The organism is Tardiphaga sp. 42S5 (assembly GCF_034044155.1).
Classification (GTDB): Bacteria; Pseudomonadota; Alphaproteobacteria; order Rhizobiales; family Xanthobacteraceae; genus Tardiphaga; species Tardiphaga robiniae.
On the sequence record NZ_CP139027.1, the window covers coordinates 5,333,719 to 5,347,810 of the forward strand.

The 14,092-nt window shown below is 62.6% G+C and carries 16 protein-coding genes; 9 read left to right on the top strand and 7 right to left on the bottom strand.

Annotation, left to right across the window (positions count from 1 at the left end):
* Nucleotides 1-6: 6 nt before the first annotated feature.
* Nucleotides 7-1,407 (bottom strand): caspase family protein, encoded by a 1,401-nt coding sequence (locus tag SFY93_RS24880; protein ID WP_320444985.1) that lies wholly within the window; start codon nucleotides 1,405-1,407, stop codon nucleotides 7-9.
* Between the two features lie 173 nt (nucleotides 1,408-1,580).
* Nucleotides 1,581-1,817, bottom strand: coding sequence for a hypothetical protein (locus tag SFY93_RS24885; RefSeq protein ID WP_320447847.1), 237 nt, complete (start codon nucleotides 1,815-1,817; stop codon nucleotides 1,581-1,583).
* Nucleotides 1,818-2,188: 371 nt separating this feature from the next.
* On the opposite strand from SFY93_RS24885, the gene SFY93_RS24890 reads away from it, so the two are divergent.
* On the top strand, nucleotides 2,189-3,343 hold the full coding sequence (locus SFY93_RS24890) for a GNAT family N-acetyltransferase (protein WP_320447848.1): 1,155 nt from the start codon (nucleotides 2,189-2,191) through the stop codon (nucleotides 3,341-3,343).
* An 18-nt stretch (nucleotides 3,344-3,361) separates the two neighbouring features.
* Nucleotides 3,362-4,306 carry a JmjC domain-containing protein gene (locus tag SFY93_RS24895; RefSeq protein WP_320444986.1) on the top strand — a complete coding sequence of 315 codons (945 nt, stop codon included), beginning with the start codon at nucleotides 3,362-3,364 and terminating at the stop codon, nucleotides 4,304-4,306.
* A gap of 10 nt (nucleotides 4,307-4,316) precedes the next feature.
* Here the strand turns inward: SFY93_RS24895 and SFY93_RS24900 are convergent, their stop codons facing one another.
* Both SFY93_RS24900 and SFY93_RS24905 read right to left on the bottom strand, forming a co-directional pair.
* On the bottom strand, nucleotides 4,317-4,982 hold the full coding sequence (locus tag SFY93_RS24900) for a DsbA family oxidoreductase (protein WP_093756596.1): 666 nt from the start codon (nucleotides 4,980-4,982) through the stop codon (nucleotides 4,317-4,319).
* 63 nt (nucleotides 4,983-5,045) lie between these two features.
* Nucleotides 5,046-5,864 carry a helix-turn-helix domain-containing protein gene (locus SFY93_RS24905; protein WP_320444987.1) on the bottom strand — a complete coding sequence of 273 codons (819 nt, stop codon included), beginning with the start codon at nucleotides 5,862-5,864 and terminating at the stop codon, nucleotides 5,046-5,048.
* A 116-nt stretch (nucleotides 5,865-5,980) separates the two neighbouring features.
* Here SFY93_RS24905 and SFY93_RS24910 point away from each other — a divergent pair, with 116 nt between their 5' ends.
* Nucleotides 5,981-6,379: a hypothetical protein gene (locus SFY93_RS24910; RefSeq protein ID WP_320444988.1), complete on the top strand. Its 399-nt coding sequence runs from the start codon at nucleotides 5,981-5,983 to the stop codon at nucleotides 6,377-6,379.
* Here SFY93_RS24910 and SFY93_RS24915 read toward each other — a convergent pair.
* Nucleotides 6,376-7,083, bottom strand: a complete 708-nt coding sequence (locus tag SFY93_RS24915; RefSeq protein ID WP_320444989.1) for an SET domain-containing protein — start codon at nucleotides 7,081-7,083, stop codon at nucleotides 6,376-6,378. The genes SFY93_RS24910 and SFY93_RS24915 overlap by 4 nt on opposite strands.
* 148 nt (nucleotides 7,084-7,231) lie before the next feature.
* On the opposite strand from SFY93_RS24915, the gene SFY93_RS24920 reads away from it, so the two are divergent.
* Nucleotides 7,232-7,846, top strand: a complete 615-nt coding sequence (locus tag SFY93_RS24920) for a hypothetical protein (protein ID WP_320444990.1) — start codon at nucleotides 7,232-7,234, stop codon at nucleotides 7,844-7,846.
* Between the two features lie 61 nt (nucleotides 7,847-7,907).
* Here the strand turns inward: SFY93_RS24920 and SFY93_RS24925 are convergent, their stop codons facing one another.
* Nucleotides 7,908-8,663: a TetR/AcrR family transcriptional regulator gene (locus tag SFY93_RS24925; RefSeq protein ID WP_320444991.1), complete on the bottom strand. Its 756-nt coding sequence runs from the start codon at nucleotides 8,661-8,663 to the stop codon at nucleotides 7,908-7,910.
* 88 nt (nucleotides 8,664-8,751) lie between these two features.
* Between SFY93_RS24925 and SFY93_RS24930 the strand changes: the two genes are divergently transcribed.
* From SFY93_RS24930 to SFY93_RS24945, 4 genes are all read left to right on the top strand, one after another.
* The gene (locus SFY93_RS24930; RefSeq protein ID WP_320444992.1) at nucleotides 8,752-10,155 is read left to right on the top strand and encodes a carotenoid oxygenase family protein; all 1,404 of its coding nucleotides are present in this window, start codon (nucleotides 8,752-8,754) and stop codon (nucleotides 10,153-10,155) included.
* Between the two features lie 228 nt (nucleotides 10,156-10,383).
* Nucleotides 10,384-10,707, top strand: a complete 324-nt coding sequence (locus tag SFY93_RS24935) for a hypothetical protein (protein ID WP_320444993.1) — start codon at nucleotides 10,384-10,386, stop codon at nucleotides 10,705-10,707.
* Nucleotides 10,708-10,797: 90 nt separating this feature from the next.
* A complete protein-coding gene (locus SFY93_RS24940; RefSeq protein ID WP_320444994.1) occupies nucleotides 10,798-11,373 on the top strand; it encodes a hypothetical protein in 576 nt (191 codons plus the stop codon).
* Nucleotides 11,374-11,429: 56 nt separating this feature from the next.
* Entirely contained in the window at nucleotides 11,430-12,002 is a 573-nt protein-coding gene (locus SFY93_RS24945; protein WP_320444995.1) for an inner membrane-spanning protein YciB, read from the top strand.
* Here the strand turns inward: SFY93_RS24945 and SFY93_RS24950 are convergent.
* A complete protein-coding gene (locus tag SFY93_RS24950; RefSeq protein ID WP_320444996.1) occupies nucleotides 11,999-12,700 on the bottom strand; it encodes an Ig-like domain-containing protein in 702 nt (233 codons plus the stop codon). The two genes, SFY93_RS24945 and SFY93_RS24950, sit on opposite strands and share 4 nt — an antisense overlap.
* Before the next feature lie 401 nt (nucleotides 12,701-13,101).
* Between SFY93_RS24950 and SFY93_RS24955 the strand changes: the two genes are divergently transcribed.
* The gene (locus SFY93_RS24955) at nucleotides 13,102-14,091 is read left to right on the top strand and encodes an SH3 domain-containing protein (protein ID WP_320444997.1); all 990 of its coding nucleotides are present in this window, start codon (nucleotides 13,102-13,104) and stop codon (nucleotides 14,089-14,091) included.
* Nucleotide 14,092 lies beyond the last annotated feature (1 nt).

Sequence of the window (14,092 nt, forward strand, 5' to 3'; positions counted from 1 at the left end):
CGCCCGTCAGTAGCGCCCGCGGCCGCCATAGTTGCCGCCGCCGTAACCGACATAGCCTCCACCGCCGTAATAGACGCGCGGTAGCGGCTCGTAATAGACCGGCGGCGCACGGCGGATAATGACCTCTTCCTCGACGATCTCACGGCTGCGCCGCGGCGGTGGCGATGGCTTGTCGGCGCGCTTCTTCGCAGGCTCGGTGGCTTTCTCGGCCTTCTTCGATGCAGGCGCTGCTGCGGGCGGCGCACCGCACGGGCATGTCAGGCCCGGTCCGGCCAATGCGACATTGGTCGGCGCGTTCGCTACCGCATCCGGCACCGGCCTGTTGCGCGTGCGCTCCTCAAGCTTCTGCGCGGTCGATGTCAGATCGCTGTCGGGATATTTCGCCAGGAAGTCGCGATAGGACGGCGCGGTGTTGGTGATGACGGCGTTGTTCCACGCCACCATCTTGTAGTGACGGTCGAGCCATTCTTTCGCCTGCGGGCCGAGCGGCGGCTCGGCATAGAGGCCGACAAAGGCCTCATAGGCTTCCACCGACCCATCCGAGACGATCAGATTGTTGGCGTCCTGCACCGGCTTGCCCTGCAGCTCCTTGCGCCATTGATCGACGGTCTTCTTGGTCACGGCGGGCTTGGCGCCGGCATCAGTGCCAAAGAAGCGAAAGTCATTGACCAGCGATGAGCTCTCCCACGGCGTCTGACGACCTTCGGTGGCCTGATTGACCGACAGTCGCACGCGCTTGAACGCATCCTCGATCGGCAGGCCCGGCTCGCGCCCCGCCTTCAGCAGCGCCGTCGTATAGGGGCTGTTGCCGTCCTTGCCGTCTTCGGCTTCGGCGCCGGGCGACGTCGAGAAGGACAGCAACGTGCCGGGCGTGCCGAATTTCACGTCGACCTGGGCGAGCCCGCGGCCGGTGGTCTTGCTGATAGCCGGAAACGGATTGTTGCGGCAGGCATCGAGCAGGATGATGCGGCTCTTGCTCGGCACGGATGTCAGCGTGTTCAGGATGTCATTGAGGCGCACCGCCTGCAGTGGAATATCGGCTTCGCGCTTCGGATCGATATCGACCGGCACCAGATAGTTCTCGCCGTCGATCTGCAAACCGTGGCCGGCATAGAACACCAGCGCCACCGTGTCAGGCCCCTTGGCGGACACATTGGCGGCGAAGCCGGCGATCCTGGCGCGCAGATCGGTCTGCGACAGGTCCGTGGCCGACTGCACCTCGAAGCCGGCATCGCCGAGCATCTGCGCCATGGCCTTGGCGTCATTGACCGGATTGGGGAGCGGCGCGATGGACCGATAGGAGGACTGCCCGATCACCAGCGCCAGACGACTCTCCGCCCATGCGGCTTGCGAGCCGAGCATTACCGTGGCTGCAACGATCGCGCTGCGAATGACAGGACGAACCATCGAACAGTCTCCCCGGCCTGGGCCAGCTCGCGCGACGGATAATTCCCCGCCTGATTCAACTGAAATCAGGATGGCCGCACGCCAACAATGCGACGGCCTGCCGCTGCCCAATTTGGTCGCTGTCAACGCAAGCGCGGTTCACGGGAACCGCGTGCGACATATGCAGTCGAAGATTACTTTTTCTTCGCTGCCGTTGTAGGCGCGGGAGCAGGAGCGACGCCGCCCCATGGATCGTATTTTTCCTTGGGAGTCGGAACGCGCTCCAAGGCGGCCTTGTACGCCTTCTCGTCGATCTTCGGCTTTTCGGGCCCAGGCGCATGATCGGCGCCGCCGCGCTTGCCGCCCATCTGCGCTGTCGCCGGCGCAGCCAGAAGCGCCACTGCCGCGATCGCCAATACCAATGCTCTCATCATGCGTCCCTCCGGCGCCTTGATAGCCTGACGTGCAGGCCATTTTCCAGCCCCAACATGGCGAGGCCGCGACCATCGACCGCAGGTCCGCCCGTCCTTGGAAACGAGCGAATACTCCGGCACTCGCCACCCCGGCCGACCCATATCCGCTGAAAACACAGGCTTTTCAGCGACCGTTTGGTGAACGATCGGTTGCACATTCCCGTCAAATTTCGTGTCCGGAAAAACCGGATCTTGGAATGTTTCGCCTAGTCTCCGCAGACAGCAATGGAGAAGCGGCCTGCGCCGCCTTCCTTGCGACGGGGATCGGGGACGTGGTCGACATTGCAAACCCAGCCGGCATGCATGGCAGCAGAGCAACGGGCGCCGGGATGACCGCGGCGAACCGCCCAGCGTCTGCGCCCGATGCGCTTGCGCCGCTCGCAGCAATCGCGCCCGAGCCATGGCGCGCGCTCGCGCAGCAGGCCATCGAGCCGAACGGCTATTACCTCGCCGACTGGGAACTGGCCGTCAATGCATCCGCGCGCGGCCGCACCGATGTCGCCGCGCTCAGCGCCTGGATGAGCGACACCGGAACGCCCCGCTTGATCGGGCTGCTGCCGGTGATCACGGCGCGGCGCGCTTATCGCATTCCGCTCCCGGCACTGGTCAGCGCCGATCCCTATGGCACGCTCTCGACGCCGCTGCTCGATCGCGACATGGCATCGGACGCCGTGACGCGCCTGCTGGAGCAGGCCCGCAAAGCCGGCGCGCATGCGCTGATCCTCGAGAACGTCTCGCTCGACGGCGCCGCAATGCAGGCGATCCGCAAGTCGCTCGCCATGCAGGATCTTGCGCCGCGCATCCTGCAATCGCACGCCCGCGCCTGCCTCGATGCCACGCGCGATGCCGAGGATCTGCTGCGCGATGCGCTCGGCGCGAAGAAGCTGAAAGAACTGCGCCGCCAGCGCAATCGTCTCGCCGAACATGGCGATGTGACATTCGAGATCGCGCGCACGCCCGCGGAAATCGCTGCGACCATCGACACGTTCCTGACGCTGGAAGCGAGTGGATGGAAGGGCAAACGCGGCACCGCCCTGATGCAGGATGCCGGCGACAATGCCTTCATCCGCAGCGCCACCAAGGCGCTCGCCGAACAGGGCCAATGCGAGATCGTCACGCTTCGCGCCGGCGACACCCCGGTCGCCTCCGGTGTGCTGCTCAGGCATCTCGACCGCGCCTTCTACTTCAAGCTCGGCGTCGACGAGCGCTTCGCCAAACTATCCCCTGGTGTGCAGCTCACGCTCGACGTGACGCGGCATCTCTGCGCCGATCCCGTGATTGCAAGTGCCGACTCCACGGCCAATGCCGGTCACCCGATGATCGACCCGATCTGGCGCGGCCGCCTTGCCATCGGCGACGTGCTGATTCCGCTGCGCAAGCACGATCCGCTGGTATTGCTGATCCACGGCGCACTCACCTTGCGTCGCTCGATCCGCGAGCCGCTGCGGCACGTCGCCCGCTCCATCCGCAACCGCCTCCGATAGATATCCAGGGGTTCAACCATGAACGCTGCAACTGACGTCGCGCCGGTGATCTCGGCCGCCAATCAATCGCTCAAGAACGATTTTCCGCTGAAGCCGTTCGCCATCAAGCACAAGCTCGCCGGACATCCGCTGCTGACGCTGCAGCGTATCGCGCAGCTCGCATCCGAACTGCCGCGCGATCTCATCGAATACAATTCGGGAAAGGTCGCGATCAGCCAGGACCCCGACGCGATCCCGTCGGTGGATCTCGACCCGGTCGAAGTGGTCAAGCGCATCGAGACCGCTGGTGCGTGGATGGTGCTGAAGCGGATCGAGAACTCGCCGGAGTATCGCCAACTGCTCGAAGACACGTTGCTGTCGGTGGCGCGCGCCCGCGGCTTCAACAGCCTGCTCGATGCCGGCTTCGAACAGCTCGAAGGCCTCCTGTTCGTGTCGTCGCCGAATTCGACCACACCGTTCCATCTCGACAGCGAGGATAACTTCTTCGTCCAGATCCACGGCGAGAAGTTCTTCACGATCTATGACAACAAGGACCGTGCTATCGTCTCCGACGACGAGATCGAGCGCTCGATGACCAAGCACCGCAATCTCAAATTCGACGACAGTTTCGCACCGCGCGCCGTCGAGTTTCACATGTTCGATGGCGATGGCTGCTACGTGCCCTATCAGTGGCCGCACTGGGTGCGCACGGCCGGATCGTTCTCGATCTCGATGGCAATCACCTGGAAGACCAAGGAAGTGCGCCGCATCAACGACCTGCACTTCTTCAACTCGATGCTGCGCGGCATCGGCTTGCCGCAGAAGCCGCCCGGCCAGCAGCCGATACTGGATACGCTGAAGCTGGCCTTCTACCGGACCGTCACCACGGTGATCAAACCGCTGCGCAGCTCACTGGCCATGCGTAAACTGCTGCGCCGCATCGCGCTCGGCAAGAAGGCGAATTACTATCTGAAGGGCGCGTAAGCGCGCGCCCTTACTCGGCCGCCTCCGCGTTCACTTCCGCCGAGACCTGACGGATCGCGCGCGCGAGCTTCTCCGCATCCTGCGCACCGGACACCGCATATTTGCCGGCGAATACGAAAGTCGGCACGCCGGAAATGCCCTTGTCGGCGGCTTCCTTGGCGTTGCCTGAGATCAGCGCGACGTCCTCATCAGTGGCGAGGCGCTTGCGGATATCGTCCGCATCGAGCCCGACATCGGCCGCAGCCTGCACCAGCGTCTCACTCTGCGTGAGATCTCCGCCATCGCGGAAATACAATTCCATCAGGCGCTGTTTGACCTCGGCCGACTTGCCGGAGGCTTCGGCCCAATGGATCAGCCGGTGGCAATCGATGGTGTTCGGCTGGCGCTTCACGCTGTCCGGCCGGTAGGTCAGGCCCTCCTGCTCGGCCGCATCGACGACACGGCCGGCGATGCCTTTGTAGGCTTCGACAGAACCGAATTTGGTCTCCAGATAGGTCGAGCGATCAATGCCCTCGCGCGGGATCCACGGATTGAGGAAGAACGGCCGCCAATTGACATGCACCGGCACGTCGGGGACCAGCGCCAGCGCATTCTCGATCCGGCGCTTGCCGATATAGCACCACGGGCACACGACGTCGGAGACGATATCGATCTGAAGCGGCTTGATGGTGCTCATGGGCGGGCTCCCTGTATTTGTTCCGCCCACAAATAGGCGTCGTGGACATCGCGGACAAGGCCGTTAGGTCCCGTTTGAAGCGATCTCCCGGAGCCTGTTCGCCGTGACGTCATCCGCCGGAAAGAACGTCTCGATGGCGATTTCCGACAGGGTGATATCCAGCGGCGTACCGAAGGTCATGGTCGTCGACATGAAGCTCAGCACATCGTCGCCCAGCCTCATCCGGAACGGCACCACAACGCTGTCAGCCGCGATCGGCGCCGACCGCGCCGGTACCGGATAGGTCTTCAATTCCTGATACAGTTTGAGCAAGTCAGGATCGGCGGTTGCCTCGCATTGCCGGTGCAGGCGCTCCAGCAGATGCGCGCACCATTCACCAAGATTGACGGTGCGCGGGGCCAACGCCTCCGGATGAAAGCTCAGCCGCAGCACATTGAAGGGCTGCCCGAGCAAGCGCGGCGCGATGCCTTCCAGCAGCGGCATCACCATTCGGTTGGCGGACACGAGATTCCAGTGCCGATCGACCGCCAGCGCCGGATTGGGCTCATGGGCCTTCAGCACGAGGTCAATGGCCTGTCGCGCTGAATTCAGCGCGGGATCGTCCAGCGCACGCTGCGGAAAGGCCGGTGCGAAGCCAGCAGCCACCAGCAAGACATTGCGCTCGCGCAGCGGCACGTCGAGCCGCTCGGCCAGCCGCAACACCATCTCGCGCGAGGGCGAGGCGCGGCCGGTCTCCAGGAAACTCAGATGACGCGTGGAAATCTCGGCATCGCCGGCCAGATCGAGCTGGCTCAGGCGGCGGCGCTGCCGCCATTCGCGCAAATGATGGCCGATCCCGGCGGGCCGGGATGTTGCGGAGGACGCTGCAAGCTGTGTGTTCATGGCAAAAAGCTAACACGCGAATTTCGCAGCTTCCATGACCTCACAGGTAATCGATTTGGCTCTGCGGCGTCGTCATTGTCGGGACATCCACAACGACCAACCGAAGGACGACGACCATGATCAATCCCTCTCTGTTGCTCCGCCGCGCCATCCAGATCGACGCCATCGCCAGCGGCGCCATGGCGCTGCTGCTGACCTTTGCCGCGGGCCTGCTGGCACCGCTGCTGCATCTGCCTGAAGCGCTGCTGCTGGAATCCGGCCTGTTTCTGATTGCCTATGTGGCGCTGGTCGGCTGGCTCGGCACCCGCGCGACCATGCCGAAGCTGCTGGTGCTGGCGATCATCATCGGCAACGCGCTGTGGACGCTGGGCAGCATCGGCCTGCTGTTCTCGGGCGCGGTGACGCCGAACCTGCTCGGCCAGATCTTCGTGGCCGCGCAAGCGATCGCAGTCGGCGTGTTCGCGGAGCTGCAATATATCGGGCTGCGCCGAAGCGCAGCGGCACAGGCGGCTTAAGCCGCCTTGCTCTTGGCGGTGCCGGCCTTGGCCTTGCTAACCTTGGCCGACCTGGAGTTAGCCGACTTGGCCTTAACAGACTTGGCCTTAACAGACTTGGCCTTGGTCGCTGCGGAGGTCTTCTTCGCGGCGGCCTTGGTCGTTTTGGCTTTGCCCGAAGCCACTTTGCCCGAAGACTTGGCCTTCTTGGCCTTATCTTTGGCCCTCGCCTTTTCTTCCTTCTTCAGCGCCTTACGCTCGGCCTTCTCCTTGGCCTTCAGCTTCTCGGCACGTGCCTCGGCGCGCTTCTTCTTGCGCTTCTTCTCGCAGGAATCGCACTTGCAGCCGATCGGCTTCAGGTATTCCTTGAAATATTCCGTGCCGTAATCGTAGTTGATCTCTTCGCCCGGCTCGATCTTCTTGATCGACCGGATGATGATCTTCTTCTTCGCCGCATTGACGTCGGACTCGGCGTTCGGCTTGCAGGCATGATTGATATAGCGCGCGATGTTCTTGCGGATCGAACCATCGACGGTCCAGCGCTTGCTGATCTGGAACAGATACTTGTTCTCGATCGCATCGTGCTTCTCGTTCTTCGAATCCAGCAGGGGCCCGAAGTATTGGACGATCTTGACGCCCTTCTTGATCGGCTGGGTGGCGAAAAGACCGAGACCTGTTTTGGAACGGCCGATGCGATAGGGCTTGGCGGAAGTCGAGGCGGGCATGGGATGAGGAACTGACGCTGCTGGAGACAAAATGAAGGCTGACCAAGCTGTCTAGCGCGATTCAATAAGCCCTGTCAGCCGCTTCCGTTGAACCTTCCCCAGCTTGTGAGCGTCAAAACAACACCTTTCCCGTGCTGGATGCCCTTGAATGCCCCGCCTGCCCGCCCTCGCTGCCGCCCTGGCGATCCTGCTCGCCGCCACCTCATTCGCCGCGGCGGACACTATCGGCAGCCTCTACAGCTCCGTGGCCGACAGGGATTGCCGCGGCGTCTCCAACTTCAAGATCGATGGCGACGACTATGCGCGAGAACAGGTCTGCAAGGGCCCCGCAGGCCTCGTCGTGTTCAAGAACGAAGATGATCTCCGCGAAACCATTTCGGCCGGCACCACGGCTGCGGCCGCCAACAGCGAGCCCGCAGCGTCGCAGGGCTTCGGCCCGTTCAATTCGACGACCAACACGATCGAATGGCGCGTCATTGGCGGCAAACCATTCGCGATGATCCAGCGCTGGCACATCGCCGATAACGATGATCCCGAGAAAAATGGCCGGCCGAAGTCCAAACAGATGCTGGTGGTGACGCGACTGCCGCCGGGCGCCGTCTGCCACGTCGCCTATGTCGACGTCACGGCCAATCCGCAGGCCAATGAGATAGCCCGCAAGGCCGCCGACGAACTCGCCCGCGGCTTCGATTGCAAGACAGACAAGGTCAGCGTGATCGGTATCGGAGGCCGCGCCACGGCACTGGCGATTGCATCGCGCTAGGCGGTCTTGTTGATTTCGCGATAGCGCTGCCGCATCGGCTGGCCGTGGGCAAAGAGCTTCGCTACTTCGGCGTCTCCATCGCCCTGGCGACGGTGATCTTCAGCATCTCGACGAACAGCTTCTCTGCGTCGGTACCATCGGGCAAACGGCGCAGGATGTCAGTGAGGCGGCCATCGAGGGTCAGCATGGTGAAACCATGCACCAGCGACCACGTGCGTGCGATCTGCGCAGCCTGCTCGATGGTCAGCGCATCGGTGGCGACATTGCCCGCATGATGTGCGCCGACCACGCTGGCAAGACCGGCGAAGGATGCATTGGCTGCCTCGCGCAGATTCGGCCGCGTCATGTCGAGCCGCTCGGTACGAAACATCAGCTGATACATGCCGGGCTGCGCACGTGCATAAGCGAGATAGGCCTTGGCGCGGGCGAGCGCGCTTTCTAGCGGCGTCGTGCCGCTCGCACCAGCCGCAGTCATTGTGGCGTTGAAGTTGCGAAAACCGATGGCGGCGAGTTCGCTGACGAGGCCGGTGAGATCACCGAAGTGATGCGTCGGAGCCGCATGCGAGACGCCGGCTTCGCGGGCGACGGCGCGCAGCGTCAGGCCAGATAGTCCATCGCGCTCCAGCACGATTTCCGCGGCTTTCAGCAGCGCACCATGCAAGTCCCCGTGATGATAGGGAGATTCGGCGCCGGCGGTTTTTTTGGGCGCGCCCTTGGCTTGCGAAATTCCTGCGACCTTCTTGCGGCGGTCTTGCGGAACGGCGCGCGGTTTCGCGATCTTGGTCTGCTTCGTCATGGTGATGTTATAGGTCGTCATTTTTACACTGTAAAGATTTTGCTTGACGGGCCGACAGCTCGCATCTAGCAATCTAGACAACGTAAAGATAACAGCATGGGAGACGACGATGGCGCTGCTGGACCCGATCGAGGCTGCTCATGACAATCTTGCGCCGATCCCGATGGAGTGCGACGCGCCATTCCTGACAGTCGTCGGCGAATTGCCACGTGAGCTCAACGGCACGCTCTACCGCAACGGCCCCAATCCTCAATTCGAAACCAAAGGCTCGCACTGGTTTGTCGGTGACGGCATGCTGCACGCCTTTCACATCGAGAACGGCCGCGCGAGCTATCGCAATCGCTGGATCCGCACACCGAAATTTCTCGCCGAGCACGATGCCGGCCGCGCGCTCTATCGCGGCTTCGGCCAGAAAATGCCGGATGCCCCGGCTTCACTTGGCAATGACTCAGGCGCCGCCAATACCAACATCGTCTTTCATGCCGGCCGCCTGCTCGCGCTCGAGGAAGGCCATGCGCCAACCGAGATCGAACCGGGCACGCTGAAGACGCTCGGCTATCAGAACTATAGCGGGCGCATCGGCGGACCATTCACCGCGCATCCGAAGATCGATCCCGTCACCGGCGAAATGAATTTCTTCGGCTATAATGCCCGGGGAATCTTCAGTCCGACAATCTCGTTCGGCGCGATCGATTCATCGGGCATCGTCACGCGCTTCGAACGTTTCGATGCGCCCTATGCCAGCATGGTGCATGACTTCATCGTCACCGAGAACCACCTGCTGTTTCCGATCCTGCCCATCACCGGCAGCATGGATCGCGCGCGATCAGGCCGCCCGCCCTATGCCTGGGAGCCGGACAAGGGTTCTTACGTCGGCGTGATGAAGCGCGGCGGCAGTGCCGATGATATCAAGTGGTTTCGCGCCGAGGCCTGCTACGTCTTCCATGTGATGAATGCGTGGGAGGAAGGCGACCGCATCATCGCCGACGTCATGCAGTCCGAGGAAGCGCCGCTGTTCACGCATCCCGACGGCTCGCCGACAGATCCTGCGAAATCCAACGCGCGACTTTGTCGCTGGACCTTCGATCTGTCAGCCAATACCGATCGTTTCACCCGCACCTATCTCGACGACGTTACCGGCGAATTCCCGCGCATCGACGAGCGCCGCTCCGGCCTCGTCAGCACGCAAGGCTGGTACGCCTGCGATAACCCGGCACCGGGTGCCAGCAAGGCCTTTTCCGGGATCACACATGTCTGGCGTGACGGCGTCAGGCTCGGCCAATACATGCTGCCACTCGGCGACAGCATCTCCGAACCCGTCTTCGTCGCACGCGGCAAGGATGCAGCCGAAGGCGACGGCTGGCTGCTCGCGGTGGTTTGGCGCGCCCGGCAGAACCGCAGCGATCTGGCAGTGTTCAATGCCACCGATGTCGCCGCGGGACCGATCGCTCTTGTCCAGCTCGGTCACCGGGTACCAGCAGGCTTTCACGGCAACTGGGTTAATTCCCTCTAAACCATTGATCCAATGACAGTTAAAGATCTCGCCTCACATAATTTTGACAGTGTAAAGATTTTTGTTGACGAGCCCGCGGGCAAGGCCTAGAAGAAATCTTGACAACGTAAAGATGGAGGGACGGGAAAACAGGGTGGCGTCCTTTCTCATGATCGGCGCGGGTGCCACCGGCTCCTGAAGCACATCGACAAAAGTACTCATTCGACAACAAGCGCGCGGAACCACGCCATGATCAACGTCCTCGCCAAGCTGGCCATCGGCTTCCTTTCCACCATCGCCTTTTTCACGACCTTTGCGGTCGCAGGAGACGTGCTGATCGCGACTGCCGTCGCCGTCGCAGGTGCTGCGACACAGTTCGTTCTCGCACGAACCGCATATCGCCGGCCGGACGTGATGACCCGGACAGCAAGCTGGGGCAGCCTGGCCCTCGTGCTCGTTGTGACCGGGACCACGCTCGTCGGTATCGAACCATCCGGCGCGGCCGCCACGGCTTCTCATGACGTTTTCACGCCGGTCAGCAATGTCTGCCCGCTCTCACAACAAGACATATGATCGCAGAATGATGCGCAACGACGCAACGGCTTCATAAGCCGGCCCGCAACGCACTTTTACAACATCAAGACAGCCCGAACTGGAAACGCCATGGCTTCCTTTCTCATCATCGCCCCGTTCGGTGCTTTCGCCATACTGATGATGGTGTCATCGGTCGCGATCAGCCTCTTCGCCGCAGCCGCGCTGTCGCTCGGCATCGTGGTCTGGGACGTGATCCGCGGCGGCTCGCTAAAGATGCTTGCAGCAGGCTCGGTGCTGATCTTCAGCGCGCTCGGCTGCTACATCACGCTGGTCGACGGCAATTGGAGCGCGGTGGCCGTCCGCCTCGCCGTCGATGTCGGCCTGCTCTCAATCGTGCTGCTGTCGCTGGCGATCCGCCTGCCCTTCACGCTGCAATATGCCCGCGAGATGGTCGACGCCGAAACCTCGAAGCTGCCCGGCTTCATGAAGGCGAACTACATCCTCACCTGGGCCTGGGCCGGCGCATTTGTGCTGATGCTGGTGGCGGACATGCTGATCATCTACATGCCCTCGCTGCCGCTGTGGATCGGCTTTGCGGTGGCTTTTGCCGCGCGCAATTCGGCCGTTGCCTTCACCAAATGGTATCCGCAATATCGCCGCGCAAAATACGGCGCTGCGAAGCCGGCTGAACCGCTGAAGCCCTGATCCATTTCGCCTGCAAATCGACGCCTGACCATCTCGACTGCATTGGGAGCACTGCGATGAAGGACGTATTCGCTAAACTTGGCCAGGATTTCTTCTCCACCATCGTCTTCCTGGTGCTCTACCTCGTCACCGGTGACGTCCTGCTGGCGACCTGCGTGGCGATTGCGGGTGCCGTCGCACAGTTTGTCTGTGCCCGCATCAAGGGCTCGAGGCTTGATGTAATGACCTATGCCAGTCTCGCGCTGGTGGTCGTCCTCGGCGGCGCGACGTTGCTGACCAAGGATCCGCGCTTCGTGCTGGCCAAGCCCAGCATCGGGCATTTCGCCATCGGCGCGATCATGCTGCGCAAAGGCTGGATGCTGCGCTACCTGCCACCTATCGTCAGCGAGACGATCCCTGAATATGTGACCGCTGCGGGCTATGCCTGGGCTGCGCTGATGTTCGCGCTTGGCGCCGGTGTCATAGCTGTGGCCATGACCGGCGATATGAAGCTGTGGGCGTTCTATGTGTCGGTCGTGGCCATTGGCGCCAAGGTGCTGGCCTTCGCGATCCAGTATGTCGTGTTCCGGGTGATCGTCGGCCGCAAGCTTCGCGCAGCTGCAGCGACGGCACCGCAGATGGGCGCCTAGTCGCTCGTACGCAACAGCGAGCTTCGCAAACGGGCTACTCCCACATTCACCGTCAGCGGCGGCGATGCCGCGGGCGCATGAACCGTGTCGCCCTCATATTCAGCCGTGATCCAGCGCGTGCCATCCGCCAGCGCCGAGGTGGTGAACGACGCCGTGCCGGCGCGGTCGAGGCCGACATGGGTCGCAAGAACCTGCTCGCCATCGCGAAAGGTGACGGCACCTTTCGGAATGCCAACACCGCCGGCAATCGCGGCCGTCAACGTGACCACCGCTCCAGACGGACAAGGATTCTCGGACGACGATAGCGCCACCGCCGGCGTGACGCGTATGGTTTCCTCCACCACCGCGGATTGGCTCGGCTGCACCACGACAGGCAGATAGTTGGACGTACCCATGTAGTCCGCGCGGAAGCGATGCGGACCCGGCGGCAGTCGCTGGACCACCAGCGACGCATGGGCCACATCGACCCAGCCAAGCACCATGAGCGTCGTCTCATCGACAAAGCGGACGATGCCGCCCGGGACGCCCCCACCGCGTTCACTGGTCACTGACGCCGTCAGTGTCGTGCGACCGGTCGCATCGATGGATGCCACCAAAGTGGTCCGGGTCAGTTCGGAGTGAATGATGGATTGGGCGCGGGCCGCGGCCGGACTTGCGAGCATAACTGCAGTGACGACGACCAGATGAAAATTGTTCACCTGTTACACTCCGGTTTGCCACCCCTGGGATGAGGCGCGTGGCCGGCGAAAAGGTTCAAACACAAAAAAACCGGATGCGGAGAGGCCGCATGCCGATGTGAACAATTCGTCACAGATACTGATAAAACATGATCCCGTTGACCGCGCTGGCCGCGGCCAACAACGTCACCACCGTCACATTCAGCTTCAGAGCATCCAACATGGCGCGGCCTCGAATTCATCTGCAGTCTGATCGCTATTGGAACAGCGCCGCCTGAGTCGTCACCGCTTTTCTTTTTCCTCCGCATCCTTGCGAGTCACCGGAGAATCGAGTCCCGCGCGCAGACCAAAATTCAGCGGGGTTGCTGCAAGCCTGAGTCGCGTTTTGTCGAACCAAATCGCTGGCGCTGCGACACAAAACCATGACCCGAATCGCCATCCTGATCGCCGGCCTCATCACCGCCGGCACCGCCTTTGCGCAACCCGTGACGCCGCCGCCGGAGCTGCTATCGCAGGAGACACCGGAGTGGTTTGCGAGCGCGCGTGCTTTCGTGCCGCCGGACCGCGTGGCCGGTCAGGCGTTTCATGTAGACATGTCCGATCCGCAGGCGCCGGTCGGATATGTCGCGATCTATCCAGCCGGTGCTAACGATCCGAAGACAGCGGCAAGCGCATTCGATGCCGGTGAGATGCTGGTCGCAAAACTCGCGCGCAGCGACGGCAAGCTGACCGCCCTGTCAGCCGAGCTGCGCTCGCGCGACGTCACGCTGAACAGCAACATCCCGCGTGTACTGAGCGCCGCGCATGACGATGCGGAATATCGCCAACTCCACGCCGAATTGCTGAAGACGCGCGGCGCGCTGCCGGATGGCGCCGTTCCCTGCGATATCCATGGCTGGTCGACCGAGCGCGATCCGAACGGATTGAACGTACGCGCCGGCCCATCGACGAAGGCCAAGGTGCTCGGCACACTGCCGCCGCCCTACAAATTCAAGAGCAAAGGTGAGAACGTGCCTGACGGAGGCTGGCTGACGGAATTTTCCATCATCGGCTTCAAGGATGGCTGGTTCCTGATCGAAGGCGCAACGCCGCCCGGCAAGGACTACGAAGACGAGAGCTTCTATCCGCGCAATCATCCAAAGCCCTATGGCGGCCGCGGCTGGGTCGCCGCCAGCAAGGTCGGCGCACAATATGCCAATGGCGACACGCGGATGGGCGGGCTGTTTCAGGCGCCGCATGTGGACGCGCAATGGACACCGGCCAAAGGCGAAGGTGGCAGCGAGATCAGCGCCGACGGCGGCCCTAAGCGCGTTCTCGCCTGCAGCGGGTTCTGGGCGCTGGTGGAAAGCCACGACGGCGTCCGCGGCTGGTGGCGACGGCTGTGCTCGAGCCAGGTGACGAATTGCAGCTGAG

Bases quoted from the DNA above. Each gene is read 5' to 3' on its own strand.
- SFY93_RS24880 (WP_320444985.1), bottom strand. From the start codon at position 1,407: ATGGTTCGTCCTGTCATTCGCAGCGCGATCGTTGCAGCCACGGTAATG.
- SFY93_RS24885 (WP_320447847.1), bottom strand. From the start codon at position 1,817: ATGAGAGCATTGGTATTGGCGATCGCGGCAGTGGCGCTTCTGGCTGCG.
- SFY93_RS24890 (WP_320447848.1), top strand. From the start codon at position 2,189: ATGACCGCGGCGAACCGCCCAGCGTCTGCGCCCGATGCGCTTGCGCCG.
- SFY93_RS24895 (WP_320444986.1), top strand. From the start codon at position 3,362: ATGAACGCTGCAACTGACGTCGCGCCGGTGATCTCGGCCGCCAATCAA.
- SFY93_RS24900 (WP_093756596.1), bottom strand. From the start codon at position 4,982: ATGAGCACCATCAAGCCGCTTCAGATCGATATCGTCTCCGACGTCGTG.
- SFY93_RS24905 (WP_320444987.1), bottom strand. From the start codon at position 5,864: ATGAACACACAGCTTGCAGCGTCCTCCGCAACATCCCGGCCCGCCGGG.
- SFY93_RS24910 (WP_320444988.1), top strand. From the start codon at position 5,981: ATGATCAATCCCTCTCTGTTGCTCCGCCGCGCCATCCAGATCGACGCC.
- SFY93_RS24915 (WP_320444989.1), bottom strand. From the start codon at position 7,083: ATGCCCGCCTCGACTTCCGCCAAGCCCTATCGCATCGGCCGTTCCAAA.
- SFY93_RS24920 (WP_320444990.1), top strand. From the start codon at position 7,232: ATGCCCCGCCTGCCCGCCCTCGCTGCCGCCCTGGCGATCCTGCTCGCC.
- SFY93_RS24925 (WP_320444991.1), bottom strand. From the start codon at position 8,663: ATGACGACCTATAACATCACCATGACGAAGCAGACCAAGATCGCGAAA.
- SFY93_RS24930 (WP_320444992.1), top strand. From the start codon at position 8,752: ATGGCGCTGCTGGACCCGATCGAGGCTGCTCATGACAATCTTGCGCCG.
- SFY93_RS24935 (WP_320444993.1), top strand. From the start codon at position 10,384: ATGATCAACGTCCTCGCCAAGCTGGCCATCGGCTTCCTTTCCACCATC.
- SFY93_RS24940 (WP_320444994.1), top strand. From the start codon at position 10,798: ATGGCTTCCTTTCTCATCATCGCCCCGTTCGGTGCTTTCGCCATACTG.
- SFY93_RS24945 (WP_320444995.1), top strand. From the start codon at position 11,430: ATGAAGGACGTATTCGCTAAACTTGGCCAGGATTTCTTCTCCACCATC.
- SFY93_RS24955 (WP_320444997.1), top strand. From the start codon at position 13,102: ATGACCCGAATCGCCATCCTGATCGCCGGCCTCATCACCGCCGGCACC.